Annotated in this window: 10 protein-coding genes; 2 read left to right on the top strand and 8 right to left on the bottom strand. The window is 45.2% G+C overall.

Annotation, left to right across the window (positions count from 1 at the left end; genetic code table 11):
* Positions 1–218 precede the first annotated feature (218 nt).
* The 7 genes from F6K53_RS08575 to F6K53_RS08545 form a co-directional block, all read right to left on the bottom strand.
* Positions 219–1,403 (bottom strand): nuclear transport factor 2 family protein, encoded by a 1,185-nt coding sequence (locus tag F6K53_RS08575; protein WP_293080371.1) that lies wholly within the window; start codon positions 1,401–1,403, stop codon positions 219–221.
* A 455-nt stretch (positions 1,404–1,858) separates the two neighbouring features.
* Positions 1,859–3,988 (bottom strand): xanthine dehydrogenase family protein molybdopterin-binding subunit, encoded by a 2,130-nt coding sequence (locus tag F6K53_RS08570; protein WP_293018774.1) that lies wholly within the window; start codon positions 3,986–3,988, stop codon positions 1,859–1,861.
* Positions 3,985–4,980, bottom strand: a complete 996-nt coding sequence (locus F6K53_RS08565; protein ID WP_293064598.1) for a xanthine dehydrogenase family protein subunit M — start codon at positions 4,978–4,980, stop codon at positions 3,985–3,987. The genes F6K53_RS08570 and F6K53_RS08565 overlap by 4 nt, the downstream gene beginning before the upstream one ends.
* Positions 4,977–5,546 carry a 2Fe-2S iron-sulfur cluster-binding protein gene (locus F6K53_RS08560; protein WP_075898750.1) on the bottom strand — a complete coding sequence of 190 codons (570 nt, stop codon included), beginning with the start codon at positions 5,544–5,546 and terminating at the stop codon, positions 4,977–4,979. Before F6K53_RS08560 ends, F6K53_RS08565 begins: the two co-directional genes overlap by 4 nt.
* A 416-nt stretch (positions 5,547–5,962) precedes the next feature.
* Entirely contained in the window at positions 5,963–7,576 is a 1,614-nt protein-coding gene (locus F6K53_RS08555) for an NAD(P)H-quinone oxidoreductase subunit 4 (RefSeq protein ID WP_293064595.1), read from the bottom strand.
* A 255-nt stretch (positions 7,577–7,831) separates the two neighbouring features.
* Positions 7,832–8,818, bottom strand: coding sequence for a homoserine kinase (gene thrB, locus F6K53_RS08550; protein ID WP_293064593.1), 987 nt, complete (start codon positions 8,816–8,818; stop codon positions 7,832–7,834).
* A 761-nt stretch (positions 8,819–9,579) separates the two neighbouring features.
* Positions 9,580–11,376, bottom strand: coding sequence for a serine/threonine-protein kinase (locus tag F6K53_RS08545; RefSeq protein ID WP_293018759.1), 1,797 nt, complete (start codon positions 11,374–11,376; stop codon positions 9,580–9,582).
* 192 nt (positions 11,377–11,568) lie between these two features.
* Between F6K53_RS08545 and F6K53_RS08540 the strand changes: the two genes are divergently transcribed.
* The gene (locus F6K53_RS08540) at positions 11,569–14,751 is read left to right on the top strand and encodes a WGR domain-containing protein (protein ID WP_293064588.1); all 3,183 of its coding nucleotides are present in this window, start codon (positions 11,569–11,571) and stop codon (positions 14,749–14,751) included.
* Positions 14,752–14,758: 7 nt separating this feature from the next.
* Here F6K53_RS08540 and F6K53_RS08535 read toward each other — a convergent pair whose 3' ends face one another.
* Positions 14,759–14,938 (bottom strand): hypothetical protein, encoded by a 180-nt coding sequence (locus tag F6K53_RS08535; RefSeq protein WP_293064585.1) that lies wholly within the window; start codon positions 14,936–14,938, stop codon positions 14,759–14,761.
* A 178-nt stretch (positions 14,939–15,116) separates the two neighbouring features.
* Here F6K53_RS08535 and F6K53_RS08530 point away from each other — a divergent pair, with 178 nt between their 5' ends.
* A complete protein-coding gene (locus F6K53_RS08530) occupies positions 15,117–16,757 on the top strand; it encodes an SWIM zinc finger family protein (protein ID WP_293018755.1) in 1,641 nt (546 codons plus the stop codon).
* Positions 16,758–16,956 lie beyond the last annotated feature (199 nt).

The raw sequence follows: 16,956 nt of genomic DNA, 5'->3' as shown, positions 1-16,956 counted from the left end.
TTTGATATTTAACACCAGATGATGCCAAAACTACATATAGCGTTTATTGCATTTATGAGGTACACTTTTCAACCTCAAAGTCCCCCTTTTTAAGGGGGATTTAGGGGGATCCCTTTGTACCTCATGGGAAAGAGAATTGCTATAGTTATGATTTGATAATAAAAGTGATTTGGGGCAGCAAATTGCGTCCGCTCTTGCTGAGCCAACCTCCAAGCAAATCATATAATTAGCCATAGCGCAAGTCCCCAGAAAGGAATAAATCGAAACCAGCCAATTCTGCTGTTAACTGCACCCAAAAGTAAAGCCTGAAAAAGGGAAAAAAGTACTAAATCTACACAGAAAGCTAATGTAAGTCGGTTCGTCATCAATTGCTCGCCAAAATAGTTCATTCTCTCGACCAAATCTCCAAACTCTGGTCGGCAAAGTACCCCCCAAAATAAGGCAATTATCCCCACTATCATTCCTGTCCAACCAAATACACGAGCTAATATTCCCTTGTTCGTTTCCTCCTTTACTGGAGGAATTGGTGTATTATAGCGCAGTGCCATATAAGGGGTAAGAACAGCATTGGTTCCGAACATCGCCAGACTCCAAATCAGAATCTTGGGGAGATGAGTTGTCCTTCTATCGACGAGGAGTAGAGGTAAAAACATGAAAATCCAAGCTTCGGCAAAGTTGAAGAGTGCTTCTAAGGTAGGATGAACCACTGGTGCTTCTAAATAATTAATGCCTACTCGGTTAAAAAGGGGTAAAATAAAGAAAAAATTCAGAGATTCATTTACTATTTCCTCTATAGTTTCTGGTTGAATAGCCCAAGCGGGTTCCCCTGGAATAAGTTGCCCTGGTGGAGATAGCAACAGAATGTAAATATAGGCGATCGCTATTAACCCAAATACTAGAGGAAGAAAGCGTTGACTTTTTGGAATCCCTTGGCCTAAGGGAGAGATTTCCATGGTACTTTTATCTTGCCGATCTTTCAGCAGTATCCGTATCAGCGGAGATACTAGTCGGATGATAAAGAATGCCGCCTTCCCTGGTTTTATGGGGGGTTCAACCAGATCACGGGCTAAAACTAACTTGCCAGTTACCTCAGAACAACGATAAAAGCTAACACCTCGTCCGTTGGGAAAGGGAATGCCGTCTAACTCAACGTGCCATAGTATTCCTACTGCCAGGGGATCGCCTGTGGTGATATCATCAATTACGAATTTTAACTCATCCGGGATACCTTGACAGGATTCTTCCAGAAGTTGTCTGACAGCTTCCTTTCCTTTGAATGGTTGGGAAAAGTTGAGATCCTCGTAAATACACTGGTCGTCTATCCACTCCATCGCAGCGTTAACATCCCTACGATTGATGGCTTCATAGATGGACTGGATGACATTATGGGCAGGTGTGGTCATGAGATTTGAAATTTTAGATTTTAGGTAAGGATTTAGTGGAAAACCTGCATGGCAGGGATTAACATAAGCACCTTTCCAATAATTAAGTGATCAGCAATTCTATGATCGCTCTCCGAAGACATACAAAGCATTGCCCTAGTTGTCGGCAATCTCTAGTGTTGATAGATAAATTCTAAAGATTATTGTCTAAATTTTACCGCAGTCTTGGCAATATTAGTCTTGTTACTAATACTAATTAATCTGAATATAAGACTAGTTTTGGTACCAGCTATGTTGGGAATATTGAGTTTAATTTTCTCCTATAAACTAGGCTGAATTCGGTAAAGATTTATCAGCAGCATTCCCAAAAAAGGTTTACCCGTGGTTGACTTATATGAAAATTAACATCATCACAACATAAACATCATCACATAACAGAAGAGGCGTTGAATGGAACGCCTCTTCTGTTATGTGTGTCACAACAACTTATCCGGTGTAATTGGTAAATCACGGATACGTTTACCTGTAGCATGGTAAATAGCATTAGCGATCGCAGCCGATACTCCTGTAATCCCAATTTCACCCAAACCCCGCACCCCTGCGGGATTAAAGTTATAGTCGGGTTCCCCTACAAATGTCACCTGAATCCGGGGAATATCTGCATGACTGGGATAATGATAGGTGGCCAGGTCGTAAACCACAGGATAGCCAATATTGGGGTCAAAATCACAGGCTTCCATCAAGGCGTGCCCAATACCCATAATTACACCACCCCGTATCTGAGACGCTGCAGTTTTGGCATTCATTACTCGCCCAATATTCATCACAGACACCCAACGGTTGACGCGCAAGCGGGCAATGTCTTCATCTACGCTGACTTCACAAAAATGTGCCCCCCAGGATTGGAATGCCCATTTCTTCCCCTCTTCACCGGCTGCAGAAGAGGCTGTCGCTTCAAACGCAGCTTGTCCCGACTGATGCAGGGTGGCAAAGGCTTCTTGGGCTGTTGCGGCATGAGCCGTCTTGAGAACTGCCTCACAAGCCGCCATCACTGCTGGTACAAGGGTTGCTGTCATTTGGGAACCACCCGCCATCCCACCATTTGGCAGTAAGGAGTCTCCCATCTCCACCCGTACCTGTTCGACGGCTAGCCCCAATACCTCGGCTGCTGTACCTGCAACAATGGTATATGCACCAGTACCCATGTCATTAGCACTAGTGAGGATATGGGCAGTACCATCGGCTAACAACCGTACTGTGACTGTGGCTGAACTCCGTAAAGCGGGGAAGGTTGATGCCGCCATGCCCCAACCAATTAGCTTACCATCACGGGTGAGGGAGCGCACCTGTTTTGGTCGATCTTGCCACCCAAATTGTTGCGCACCCAGCCGCAAACATTCTGCGAAATCCTTGGCAGAGAACGGTAAACCCTGGCGCTGGTGTTCCTTAGTTTCATTTTTTAACCGCAGTTCCACTGGGTCGATTTTTAACTCCCACGCCAATTCATCCATTGCTGATTCTAGTGCCCATAACCCCGGATTTTCCCCTGGGGCACGCATGAATGCGGGTGTCCCAACGTTCATGACCGCCAATTCCTGACGGGTTCGCAGATTGGGTGCAGCGTACATAACTGGTGTGATGCCTGTACAAGGTTCAGTAAAAATCTCAACTGGTGAGGTACAGGATTTAACCCCATGGTCTATGGCCATCAAGCTACCATCAGCATTTGCCCCTAAACGAATCGTTTGTTCCGTTTCAGACCGGTGTCCGGTGTTGGCGGTCATTTGCCGACGGCTGAGAACAACTTTCAGGGGACGTTGCAGTTGACGGGCTGCTGCTGCACCAAGAATGGCATGGGGCCAAGGGAAGGCTTTAGAACCAAAGGCTCCACCAATAAAAGGTGTGATAATACGGACTTTTTCTGGGGCAAGTCCAAACAGGTCTGCATAAGTACGCTGACTACCGATTACCCACTGGGATGGTTCGTAGACAGTCAGGGTGTCTGCATCTTGCCAGTGAGCAATGATAGCATGGGGTTCCATCGCTGCGTGTAGTTCAGTGGAAGTTGTGTATGTTGCTGTAATCTCGGCTCCTACACCTGCCATGGCACTGGCAAAGTACCCAGCAGCAACATTCCCCTTCTCAAAGGTCATCTGTTGCCCAAGCATGGGTGGAGCTTCGTTAAAGGTAGCTTTGCTGGTTTCTACAATTGGTTCTTGGGTGACGTATTCTACCTTAACTAAATGGGCAGCGTGACGTGCCCGTTCAAAGGTATCTGCGACTACCAAACCAATAATTTGCCCTGCGTAGTAAATTTGGTCATCTGATAAGGGTAGTCGTGCCTCGTAGATTTTCGAGGTTAAAAAATCGTTAGCTGGTTTAGATACAGTCGGCGGGTTTTTATGGGTGAAAACTGCAATTACCCCTGGTGCTGTTGCTGCTGCTTGGGTATCAATACTTTTAATCTGCCCATGAGCAATATTAGCAGTCACCAGATAACCATGAACTAAACCGGGAATTTGATGTTCAGCAGCGTAGGTTGCTGTCCCTGTAACCTTTGCTCGTCCATCCTTGCGGTTAATACTAGTACTAGTTACTTGATTCATGCTACTCCTCCTCCTTGAGCAGAAACCATGAGGGCGCGACGAATCGCCCGCTTTGCCAGTTTGACTTTATAACCGTTGTCAGTTAAAGGTTTCGCTAAGTCCAAGGCAATTTCTGCCGCCTCGGTAAATGTTGCTACATCCGCCGACTTACCAATCAAAAACTCTTCTGCTGCTGTTGCTCGCCAAGGCTTGTGTGCTACCCCACCCATTGCCAAGCGTGCAGCTTGGATTTGCTCCCCTTGCAAGTTTACCGCCGCCGCCACAGAAATTAAAGCAAAGGAATAGGAAGCGCGATCGCGTATTTTCAAATAAACCCCAGATTTCCCAAAGGATAAGGTCGGCAGAATCACAGCGGTAATTAACTCCCCTGGTTCTAAATTAGTGTCTTGCTCGGGTCTATTTCCCGGTAGACGGTGGAAATCTGTAAACGGTATCTGCCTTTGCCCTTGGGCACTTGCTACTTCCACCACCGCATCCAATGCAGCTAGGGCAACACACATATCTGACGGGTGTACTGCTACACACTGCTCGCTGGCACCAAGGATGGCATGAGTACGGTTAATTCCCGTGATTGCGGGGCAGCCTGTCCCTGGTTGCCGTTTATTACAAGGAAAGGCGGTATCGTAATAATAGGGACAACGGGTACGTTGCAGCAGGTTTCCCCCCACTGTAGCCATGTTGCGAATTTGCTGAGATGCGCCAGATATAATTGCCCTAGCTAACATGGGATAGTTGCGGCGAATATCACTATTGTCTGCCACTGCGGTATTACTAACTAGCGCTCCCAGACGCAGACTACCATCAGCCATCGGTTCAATGTTATGCATCTGTAACCGAGAGATATCAATCAGTTGCGATGGCTGATCTAAGAATACTTTCAGACGGTCAACTAAATTCGTTCCACCAGCAATAAACATGGAGTGTTGGTCAGCAACTGCCTGGTTCACGGCATCTGACAAGGAAGTGGCACGGGTATAGGTGAAGTTATTCATGATCCTTTGTTATTTCCATATTCACTGACCATCACCGCTGCCACAGGAGAAGGTGGTTTTTGTCCAATTACCTGCTGTACGGCTGCCACAATACCATTGTAAGCACTGCATCGGCAGAGATTCCCACTCAGTCGTTCCTTAATTTCCGCCTCGGAGAGTTCAGCTAGTTGTGGAGGACTATGCAAATCTGGTGTCACCGCGCTAACACAACCCCGTTTAACTTCCTCCACAAGAGCCACAGAAGCGCAAATTTGCCCTGGGGTACAATAGCCGCATTGGAAGCCATCATTGTCAATAAATGCCTCCTGCACCGGATGGAGAGTATCCCCTGTTGCCAAACCTTCAACGGTAACAATTTCCTTACCTTCTTGCATGACTGCCAAAGTGAGACAGGAATAAACTCGCTGACCATCAATTAAAACAGTACAGGCTCCACATTGTCCATGATCGCACCCCTTTTTACTCCCGACTAATCCCAAATATTCACGCAGAGCATCTAGGAGTGTTACACGGGGTTCAATGGTGAGGGTGTGCTGTTTACCATTTACGGTAAGAGTCACATTCATTTTGGCTTGGCTTCCTTGTACAGTAGTCTGACAGAGTCCCTACAGGAACGCAATTATATTATCATTACTTCCCCAATCTTGGATAAAAATCCCATAGCGGGACTTAAACAGAAATCAAGATATAAATCCAGTCTAATATCGCTACCTTTGGGCATTTTGGCGCGAATTTATTCATAATTTCGAAAGGGATACAGCAATAGAACAGGGGGTTTTCTCCCCTCGCGCTTTTCATAAAAACAGTGAGATGCACCCGGTTTGTTGGGAGCATCTCATTTTGGCAAATATATCGTTTTATTTCGGCGGTAGAATCACCATGATACAGCTATTTGGGGTATGTTTCTTCCAAAGTGGGATGCACCCGCTTTGTTTGGGGCGTTCTTTTTGTTTAACTCCCGCTAATCAGTAACAGGAAGTACTCAGTAATTGGTAACCCCAAGAATAGGTTGAGGATTTGTATTAGGTAACTGTGGCGGTGTGAAGGTACCAGAGTATAGAGGTGATTCCTCTTGAACAATCACTGGTAAGGATTGGCGCATTTGAGCAGCAACCGCTACAGTTTTCACATCATAGGTTTGAGTGACTAGCTTCGGATAAAGACCGATGCCAATAATAGGGATTAACAGACAAGCGGTAACGAAAATTTCGCGAGGCTTGGCATCCCCTAGGTATTTCTCAATAATTATTCCAGAGTTATATTTACCGAAAAATACCTGTCTGAGCAGTGAAAGCAGATAAATCGGAGTTAGGATTAATCCCACTGCGGCTAATAGAACGATGACGACTTTGAAAGATGAGCTGTAAACACTGCTAGTGGTGACTCCAAGAAAGACTGACAACTCACCAACAAAACCACTCATTCCTGGTAAGGCTAGGGATGCCATGGAACCAGCAGTGAAAAGGGCAAATACTTTGGGCATGTCTTGTGCCATTCCTCCCATTTTCGCCATCGCTAGCGTATGAGTACGTTCGTAGGTGACACCAGATAGGAAGAATAAGGCAGCAGCGATTAACCCATGGGAAAGCATCTGTAAGATAGCTCCATTCATTCCTAATTCAGTGAACGAAGCAATGCCAATCAACACAAAACCCATGTGGGAAATTGATGAGTAAGCTAGTCGTCGTTTGAGATTGTCTTGGCTAAAAGCAAGCAAAGCACCGTAGATAATATTGACCACACCTAATACTGCTAGCACTGGTGCGAAGTAAGTATGGGCATGAGGAAGCATTTCTAGATTCATGCGCATCAGTCCATACCCACCCATTTTCAATAAGACCCCAGCTAATATCATCGAGACTGGAGCAGAAGCTTGGCTGTGTGCATCTGGTAACCAAGTATGTAGCGGAAAAATCGGCAACTTGACACCATAGGCAATTAAGAAACCCGCATAAGCTACTAGTTCCAAAGCTATCGGGTAATTCCGATTCCCTAGGGTTTGCATGTCAAAGGTGACTGTATCTCCAGCAAACGCCATCATTAGCGCGGCGACCAGGATAAAAACTGAACCTGCTGCTGTGTAAAGAATAAATTTGGTTGCGGCGTAGAAGCGTTGTTTTCCTCCCCATATAGAAATGAGCAAGTACACTGGCAGCAACTCTAATTCCCACATTAGGAAAAACAACACTAAATCTTGAGCTGCAAACACCCCGATCTGGGCGCTATACATGAACAGCATCAAGCAGTAAAACAAACGCGGTTTATGGTTAATCTTCCAAGCCGCAACAATAGCTAAGGTAGTGACTAAGCCACTTAACACAATCAGAGGCATCGATAAGCCATCGACTGCTACAGACCAACTAATGCCAAGCTGGGGTATCCACGTATAACTTTCCCTGAGCTGAAAATCGGAGTTTCGGAAATCGTAATGATGCCAAAACCCATAGATCATTAGGACAAAATCCAGAAGGGCTACACCTAGGGCATACCAACGAATCATCCTCAGCCACTTGCTGGGAATGATCGGAATCAGCAGAGATGCCACTAGGGGCAGCAGAATAATCGTCGTTATCCAAGGAAAATTTACGGAGACCATAGCTAAGAATAAATACCTATTGCCACATGATTTCAGTATATTAAGTAAAGTAAAGATTTGCAAAGGGTATTTACCAAAAAAACACAAAAAAAATTTTTCAGTAGCCATTGCTACCAAAAAATTAAAGAATTGTTAAAAATTTAGGTTAAGGTGGGTCACCCCCAGAACCCTTCTGCTAAGGGGTAAGAGATTTTGGGTAATCAGCTAGCAATTACCAACTATAACCAGCAGGGGGTCATACCATCGGATGTGGTATTAGCTAATTAATTCCAGAGCAATCTTGGTGCCGTGGGAATCTAGAGAAAGCGATCGCACTTGAGCCTCAATCCCGGCATCGGTCCAAGCTACCGCCATTGCCTCCTGAACCGCTGGTGCTTGGGACTCACTCACCAAGGCCAACAAAGTAGGACCAGCCCCACTAATCACCATGCCATAGGCTCCAGCATCCAAAGCTGCCGCCTCCACAGCGTCATAACCAGGAATCAGCTTTTGGCGATAAGGCTGATGTATCCTGTCTTGCAAACCGACCCGTATCCAATCCCCCTTACCAGACTCCAAACCCCGCAACAACAACCCCAAACTGGCCACATTCAACACTGCATCAGCACGGCTGTAGCTATCAGGCAACACCTGCCGTGCCTCCTGTGTTGAAAGCTCGAAATCTGGAATTGCCACCACCGGAACCAGATCAGAAGACCAAGCAACATCACAAACTACCCAATCCTGTTCTTTTGCTTCGGGTCTTTGGGGTCTTTGGGGTTTCATCGCCAAACCTCGACCGGTCAAACGACATCCCCCCAAAAGCGCTGGAACCACATTATCAGGATGCCCCTCAATTGCGATCGCTAACTCCATTACCTCCTGATGAGAAAGAGGTTTACCCGCTAACTGATTTGCAGCAATCAATCCTCCAACAATCGCTGTGGCCGAACTCCCCAATCCTCGTGCCAAAGGCACCCCCAAATCAATCTCTAGGTGTACCGGAGGCGGAGTTTTTCCCAGACGCTCATATAAGGTCACAAACGCTCGATAGACAAGATTACTCTCATCTCTACTCACCTTGTTGGCTTCCACACCAGTAACATCAATCTTAAGCTTGACTGATCCAGAATTTACCGACTCCAGGCGAGTGACTTTAAACTGGTTATACACAGTTAGCGCTGCGCCTATGCAATCGAAACCTGGTCCTAGATTAGCGGTAGTACCGGGCACAATAACCCTGACCGTAGAAACAACAGACATTTGACAATATTCTGAACTAAATAATCTTGCCCTAAAAATTGCTCTCCTGTCTACCGGGTTTAGTATATTTATTTACAGTTGGTTGCACGTAAGTGATTTTCAATTGAATAAACGACACCCAGACAGAAGTGAGAACGATTAATTATCTATGGTAATCATGAATCAGTGTATTCTCAGCCTGTGAAAAATTCGATAAGTCCTGACTGCAGAGCGTGCTGATACAGCATGTTTGAAATCATCAAAGGCCGATCAGCTGCTAGGGGAGTTCTACATTAATAAAACCTGTTACTCCAAAGCCAAACTATTAAACACCTATAAAATTACAAAATTTTATAAGATACCAAGTTTTGTTAATCACGAACTCAATATAGCGCTTTTCAATTGGGTGAGGTGCATTTGTTTAGGGAGCAGGGAGCAGGGAGCAGGGAGCAGGGAGCAGGGAACAGGGAACAGGGAACAGGGAACAGGGAACAGGGAACAGGGAATAGGCAAAAAATAATGTGTTCCTCATTAGTATGGAAAACGCTATATAGCTGAGCGCTTTTTGATAATGGGTAATAGGGAATAATAAATTACCTAATTAAATATCAAAAAATATAATAGCGGCTTGGGTGGTTAACTATTAATTGTTAAACATTGTTAAACGTTGTAGGTAAACCATAGACCCACAAATAAAAGGGAGTCGAGATCTATTATTTTGTTGCGGTCACAAAAAACTGAGTGCAGGCAGTAGCGCGATCGCTCGTCCAAATAAATACCTTCTAAGGCTTGATCAAATTTCTCTCTAATTTCCGATAGGTTTTGACTTGCCGCAGACGCTCTAATGGCGGATAGAGAATCATCACACCTAAGGGAACTGCTGTCACTAAAATGGCGATCAGTACCAACACATTTAAAAATCCCAGCTTTAAACCGATACCTAAACTAATGCCCAAGGCTACCGATAACACAGGCACTCCCAGGGCTAAGATTTTACTAAACCCACGCTTTCGGCAGCTTTGAGCGACTCCTTCCCCTTCAAAGGCTGCCATAAACACTACCGCATCCACTGCTGCAAAGGTAGCAATCGCGCTATCGGTAGCGCGAAACTTGGCACCAAATCCAGCTACCAACAGGGCTGCTACTCCAGCAAAAAACACTGCTGCTACGGTATCCATAGCCTTTAACGGAATACTAAACCTGGCTCTGAGTCTTGCGACCAGTTTCGAAATCACCCCAGATGTCACAGCCGCAGTCAATCCCAGCATTGCCACCAAGACTGAAACAAAAGTAGCGATCGCAATCCCGATTGTCCCACTGTTACTCACAATTCCCTCCCAAGCCGTAGTTTCAACCCACGTAGCTGTAGTAGCTAAGCCAATCAATAGCGCTAGGGATAGATAGGGAAGTTTTTTCGTGGCAATTGGTACCGGAGCAGTATGGATTTTCAGGGGTAAAACCTGAGTTGACTGTTCAGCATTAGTGTGAATTAATACCTCTCGCTCATAGGTTTGGTCTGCCATCAGCTTACTGGTATCTATAGTAATTTGGCACAACCCTTGATTACCATTAACATCAGCTGTGTCCAATCGAATCCAGTCATGGAAGTAGGGAGTGTGGGGTGGGTCACTCACATGGGGAGCAATTTGCCAGCGGCTTTCTAAGGCTGTGTCTGGAACTGTATTACAAATGGTGATAGTTTTTGTCAGTTTTTCCCCTAATTTTTTAGCCCTCAATTCTAGATACGATTGGGATAGTTTTGCCTCTGGAATCCGGATAACGTAGATTGGCTTAAGAGCTTCTAAAGCCGTTTCAGCATCAGGAAAACGGTCCTTAGGTTTGAGTTCTACCATCCTTTGCAGCCACTGCAGCCAACCCAAACTTACTTGAGGTAGACGATGCTGAAAATTGAGACAATAGTCTTCATCAATTAAGGTATTAATAGTAGTCGATCGAGTACCAGTCAGTAAACAAATCAAGGTCGCTCCTAACCCATATAAGTCTGACGCTTTACTTAGGGCTTTATCAAATAACTGTTCCGGAGCCATAAACCCGATAGTGCCTTTGGCTACAGTACTCACCGCTAGTTCACTATCACCAATCCGAGCCAACCCGAAGTCTACCAAAAAAACATTGATCGTCTCATCTACTAAGATATTTTCTGGTTTGATATCTCGATGAATGATCGGAGGAATCCGATGTTGTAGGTAAACCAGAATGTTGAGTAACCCAACCGCGATTTGCTTAATCTCCTCCGGGTCAAAACTACGAAGTACAGCCAGGGAAGGAGCATGTTTGTATTCCTGTACCAAACAACAGCCCCTAGTGGTTTGAAATGACCCTAAGTAACGGGGAATACCGGGATGATTCAGTCCCCTCAACACTTGAATTTCCCCTTCTATGGTCTCATAGTCTGACCAGTTACTGTTGCGTTGAGCAAACTGAAACTGCTTGATCACTACCAATTGGTGATTGACCTGGTTTCGGGCTAGGTAGGTCACTCTCCCACCAGCGCGATTATGACCCAATTCCCTGATCACTTTGAAATGGTGACTGGATAAGTCTGGAAAATTGCTCATTAATCTATCGGGTACATCAGAATCAAGCTACGCAGCAATGGGCAAGTCTTAATCCTTTCGGTTAGGCTGGGCTTACCGTGCTTCTATTTACGATAGCTTTAGGATTGGGGAACGAGAGCGACTAGATAATTTTTTTAATATCGTGGTAATGACAGGCGTTTCTACTTCTAACTGGGTTTTCCCTGATGTCTTATGAAACTGATCAAACGCACTACGCTCCATTATCAAGCTGATAACTCAGATAAAATCTACGAAGTCGATCTGTGTGATCTCGGTAACGATCAGTATATCGTTAACTTCCGCTATGGACGCCGTGGCAAGACCTTGAAAGAAAGTTCAAAAACTGCTCAGCCGGTAGCTTTGGCTAAAGCACAACAAGTGTTTGATCAGTTAGTGGGCTCAAAACTCAAGAAAGGCTATCAAGATGTAACTGAGCCATCAAATAGTGAGACTCAAGAAGAGGTTAATGACTTAAATAGCAGTAACGTAGTTAGCAACGACCCACGCCATCAAGCCATTCTCAACGCAATTGCAAATCCAGATAATAGTAAAGGCTCTAGTAAATGGTCCCAAACCCGAGCGATCTGGCGGGCTGGAGAACTTAAAATTCCTGAAGCTACGCCCTTAATTATCCCTCTGATTGGGACTGATCAACCCTTAAAAGACTACTGCATTGCTTGGGCTTTGGGATGGTGTGGTGATGAGCATGTAATTCCTCACCTCCAACGCTTGTATGAAACCCCTTCAACTCCAGACTTTGTCAAGGGGATTGCTTGGGAAGCCTGGATGAAACTCTGTGATCAATCAACTCAAGAACGGTTGCGCTCTCAACAGATAGAGCAATTGCCTGCCGAATTGCAATCCCATATCGAAACCGATAATCCTGCTGACTTCTCTAATGCCCTAGTTACCTATCTAGACAGTAACGACTATACTCGTTTTGGTGTCCTCGATACCCTATATCAAATTAATAATGCTCAAGTGCGTCCAGCACTACTAAACATCTTACGCACTGCTCCCCTACGCCCCAACTACTTCAAAGCCATTCGCCACATATTCAAGATTGCCGAATATCGGCAAGATGCGGAAGTATTTGGCATTATCGCCTACCGCCTAGACACCGAGCCACCAATGTTTCGTCAGTCTTATTGGCATCGATATTACTGGGACAGAAATAGTCGCAAATATATTCCCCGTGCCAATTACCTCGGTAGTCCTGATGCTAAACGCGCTTACAGCAACGTAACTCGTGACTATCTACGGCGGCGGGTATGGCGGACTCTCAGGAAATTGGGTGAAGAATGCGATTGCCTTTGGCACGGCAAAGCCGAACGCAATTACATAAATCTAGCCCTAGAGATATTACTCCAATATTCTGATTCTGATGGGGTGCCCGCCAGAACATCAACCTTCTATCGCTGGAACTACTCGAACTGGAGTCGCACCAGCTACACTCGCAACTGGGACAGCTATGCTGGTTACTTAACCTTTAACCATATTCTCTATACCAATAGTCCCCGTTACCAATTAATGCCCAACAGCCAGGCATGGCGTTGTCGAGACAACTACAAACCCGGTGATCCAGAACCAGATGTGCGAGAAGAAGCCTTTCCTAAACTTTGGGAGCAACATCCAGAGGCACTGCTACAGTTACTATTAGAAAGCCATTGTCATCAAGTTCATGAGTTTGCCGCCAAAGCCTTAAGGGTATGTCAGTCATTCTGTAATCAAATCGATACAGAGACTGTAATCAGACTAGTTAACAAACCCTACCAAGTAACCGCTCAACTCGGCTTTGAACTAGCAACACAAAAATATAATTCCGATAATCCCGACAATCCTAACCTAGACTTATTACTTGCCTTAGCCAACTGCCAGTTTCCACCAGCTCGTACTCAAGCCCATCAGTGGATACAAGCAATACCAACTCACTTGATTACCGGCAGCCAGCTGATCATCCCTTTAGTGATCAGTCAACACTCCGATACCCGTACCTTTGCCCGTCAGTTACTGACTCAATCAATAGTAAGTGAAGCAACAGCTAAAGTATTAATCGGGCGAATTATTGCAACAGTACTCGCACTAGAAGCAACTCAAACCGATATCGCCAAAGACACTGCTCAAACCCTGCTTCTAGGTTTTACCCCCCAACTCAGGACATTGGGTATGGGAGTAGTACTAGATCTGCTCCAACACCCCATGCCAGAAATCCAGGAATTGGGAGCAAGAATCCTATTCAATCACGAAACTCCTGCCGCTGACTTACCACCCAAATTAATTGAATCACTCCTCAACGCTCCCCATCAGTCAGTGCAAGGGATTGGGGTTCAGATTTTCGGTCAACTTCCCGATCAACGGTTGCTACAAGACTACGACTTAGTATTAGCGATCGCAACCAATCAACAAGCACACTTGCGTCAAGCTATTCGTCCAGTAATTCAGCGCTTAGGACAATTATATCCAGAATTTGTAACTCAGCTAGCAACAGAAATCATTACCCTATTGCAGCTACCAGAAAGACATCAAGGTGTTCACCAAGATTTAGTCCAACTGCTACGAGAAGACTTACCCAGCTGGATGACTAGGATTACCAAAGACAACGCGATGGAACTTCTCCAAGCCAAATCATCAGCCGCTCAAGAATTAGCAGGATTAGTACTCCAAGCTAACTATACCACTTGGGTATTAGAATTAGAAACTCCTGACATTGTCAAACTAGCCAATCATGAAATCCTATCCGTCCGTCAAGCCGCTTGGACAATGATTGAGCAAATCATCAACCGTATCCGTAGCAATTCTCAAGACATGTTAGCGGCAGTGCGATTACTAGAAGCAAAATGGCAGGATTCCCGAGAATTTGCTACACAACTGTTTAGCCAACAAATTACCGAACAAGACTGGACACCTGAAGTCATGGTCAGTATTTGTGACAGTACTCGGGATGATGTTCGTCAATTTGGGCGGGATTTAGTCCTACGTACCTTTCAGCAGAGTTATGGTCAAGATTATCTCCTCAAATTTAGTGAACATCCCAGTCAAGACATGCAGCTATTTGCCACTAACTATCTAGAACAGTATGCCCTAGATAATCCCGACCGTTTGCAAGACTTAATTCCATACTTTATCAGTATTTTGTCTCGGGTTAATCGCGGACGAATTGCTAAACAGCGCGTGTTTGCATTTCTAGAAGCTGAAGCCCAAAAAAGCCAAGCAGCTGCTAAAATAGTAGCAGAAATATTAACACGACAATCCATCACAATGGCTATTGGTGATAAAGCCCGTTCAATTCAGATTATGCTTAAAATTCACCAAAACTATCCTACTATTCCTCTTCCTATTAACGTTAAACCAGTCTCCGAAGTAAGAGGAGTGTAGGGATTTATCAATTGTGGATTGTCGGGAATAGGGAGTAGGGAGTAGGGAGTAGGGAGTAGGGAGTAGGGAGTAGGGAGTAGGGAGTAGGGAGTAGGGAGTAGGGAGTAGGGAGTAGGGAGTAGGGAGTAGGGAGTAGCGATAGTACGAGAAACCCTATACCATTTTCAAATATATCCTGATAGCTCATGAAACAAAATACTGATTCAGTATAACACCAAAAACTATTATTATCTATTTCCATTATCTATTTCATAATTTTCCCGATTCCCGATTCCCAATTCCCGATTCCCGATTCCCGATTCCCGATTCCCGATTACTAATTCCATTATTAACAATTAAAAAAATACTTCAATTCCCTAAAAACCATGGAATTTAACTACGCCTATAAAAATAATACAGCAGTTAGCGATCGCGGCAGCAGCACCCAAATGTCCTTCTCCCCAGACACCAAGCGTCCTCCCACCTACTTCATTGGTGAATTAGGGAAAAATGTAGCCTTTCGAGAAGCCATCAGCGCCCTACATGACGTAGTAGTTTCCGATTTACGCTTCAAACCCAAAGACAGAACTGAGTATAAACAATGGCGTGCCAACCAAGACCAACAAGACTGGCAAATCATAGCCGCACAACGCCAAGACCTCGCCAATAAAATTCAACCCTTACAAGCAGAACTAACTCAATTAAATCAGAACCGATATCAACGATTATCCACCTTTTATAAAGCCAGACAGCAGTACTACAATTACCTTTATGAGAAAGACCGTGATGCCTGGTTTGTCCTCGATCCAGTAATTACCGTTCATCCCGATGAAGTCTTCTTTGAATGTTTCAGCCAAGATGAATCCAGTTATGGCCGACTAGGAGCCAGCTACGAAGTCTTTAAAACTATCAGCGAATTCGCCTGCGGTACAACAAACATAGACTACTCCGCCGCCCTATACAACGAATTTCAAAAAATCCGCAGTTACAAGACAACCCAATTTGAAATTGACCCCTCCGGTTTTGAAGTAAAAACCACCCATGAAGCAGCATTTAAAGAAGTCAAAATTGACCTACCAGACAGTTGGGTAAGAGGATTTCTACAAGTCAGTTCCGCCATGGCCTTACCCGCCACCACCTTTGACTTGCAGCCCATGGATATTCACAATATCTGTTTTGTGTTGCGTCGCCACAAAGAAAAAACTGGCCCACGGGGAATGCGTTACCATCTCAAACCAGGAGAACCCGTGCGAATAGTATTTGAGCCTTGGAACATCGAAGTAGTCTGTTCGCGATCGCCCTATCAAGGTTCATCAGAACAGATCATCCGAGTGTGGGGACGCCGCCGCCTCCACATCCTAGAACGTCTGATTCCCATTGCCAACAAATTTACCATTCACCTACTCGGAACCGGCATGCCATCCTTTTATGTAGCTGACCTAGGGGATATGTCCTTTACCCTCGGTTTATCAGGATGGACAGCTAACGATTGGTCCCAAGCTGGGAACTTTGACTTAATGGCACCCCGTGCAGATGTAGATCAGTGGACTCAACAACTCATTTTTGACGCACTCAGAGAAAACTGGGTAGAAAGTCCCGATAGTCTCGCCCAGCGGTTAGACCTAAGTCCTACTGCTGTCCTAGGTGCCTTAGGAGCTTACACCCAAGCCGGACGAGCCATTTACGACTTAAACAAGCAAGTATATCGAGTCCGGGAACTCTCCCGAGAGCCCTTACCCATGGAACGGTTACGGTTTGCCAATCAGCGAGAAGAAACAGCAACCCGCTTCTTAAGTAACAATGCCGTACAAGTAACCTCAGTAAAAGACGCTGGAGGTACACTCCAGCTACAGGGAAATGTCACAGATAAAAGCAAAACCTATAATCCCGTTTTGACAATTGATCGTGATGAACGTATAATAGCAGCAGAGTGTACCTGTAATTGGTATCAGCAAAATAAGCTGTACAAAGGTCCTTGTGAACACATTCTGGCGTTGCGGATGCAGCACGCTCGTCAGTATCAATAAATCACGTCCATTCCACCAGTTGGTAAACAGCCTTGCAATCTGGGCGGTGGATCGCCGTCCCTGCGATAAGTTCAACCACGCATCACTAGCCTGCTCGTGACTGTGCGGGCTGTCGGGTGCTATCGCTATTACGGTTTCGTTTTCTTAAAACTAATTAGCGATAGCACCCGAGCCCGCTTGAGTTGAGCAGTCTAGTCCG

The organism is Moorena sp. SIO4A1, assembly GCF_010672065.1.
In the GTDB taxonomy this organism is placed as follows: domain Bacteria; phylum Cyanobacteriota; class Cyanobacteriia; order Cyanobacteriales; family Coleofasciculaceae; genus Moorena.
Note: the sequence above shows the minus strand (reverse complement) of the source record. Positions and strands in the feature narration are given on the sequence as shown.

What these genes read in the sequence shown, in the direction of transcription:
- F6K53_RS08575 (WP_293080371.1), bottom strand. Translation starts at nt 1,403, where the DNA reads ATGACCACACCTGCCCATAATGTCATCCAGTCCATCTATGAAGCCATC.
- F6K53_RS08570 (WP_293018774.1), bottom strand. Translation starts at nt 3,988, where the DNA reads ATGAATCAAGTAACTAGTACTAGTATTAACCGCAAGGATGGACGAGCA.
- F6K53_RS08565 (WP_293064598.1), bottom strand. Translation starts at nt 4,980, where the DNA reads ATGAATAACTTCACCTATACCCGTGCCACTTCCTTGTCAGATGCCGTG.
- F6K53_RS08560 (WP_075898750.1), bottom strand. Translation starts at nt 5,546, where the DNA reads ATGAATGTGACTCTTACCGTAAATGGTAAACAGCACACCCTCACCATT.
- F6K53_RS08555 (WP_293064595.1), bottom strand. Translation starts at nt 7,576, where the DNA reads ATGGTCTCCGTAAATTTTCCTTGGATAACGACGATTATTCTGCTGCCC.
- thrB (WP_293064593.1), bottom strand. Translation starts at nt 8,818, where the DNA reads ATGTCTGTTGTTTCTACGGTCAGGGTTATTGTGCCCGGTACTACCGCT.
- F6K53_RS08545 (WP_293018759.1), bottom strand. Translation starts at nt 11,376, where the DNA reads ATGAGCAATTTTCCAGACTTATCCAGTCACCATTTCAAAGTGATCAGG.
- F6K53_RS08540 (WP_293064588.1), top strand. Translation starts at nt 11,569, where the DNA reads ATGAAACTGATCAAACGCACTACGCTCCATTATCAAGCTGATAACTCA.
- F6K53_RS08535 (WP_293064585.1), bottom strand. Translation starts at nt 14,938, where the DNA reads ATGAGCTATCAGGATATATTTGAAAATGGTATAGGGTTTCTCGTACTA.
- F6K53_RS08530 (WP_293018755.1), top strand. Translation starts at nt 15,117, where the DNA reads ATGGAATTTAACTACGCCTATAAAAATAATACAGCAGTTAGCGATCGC.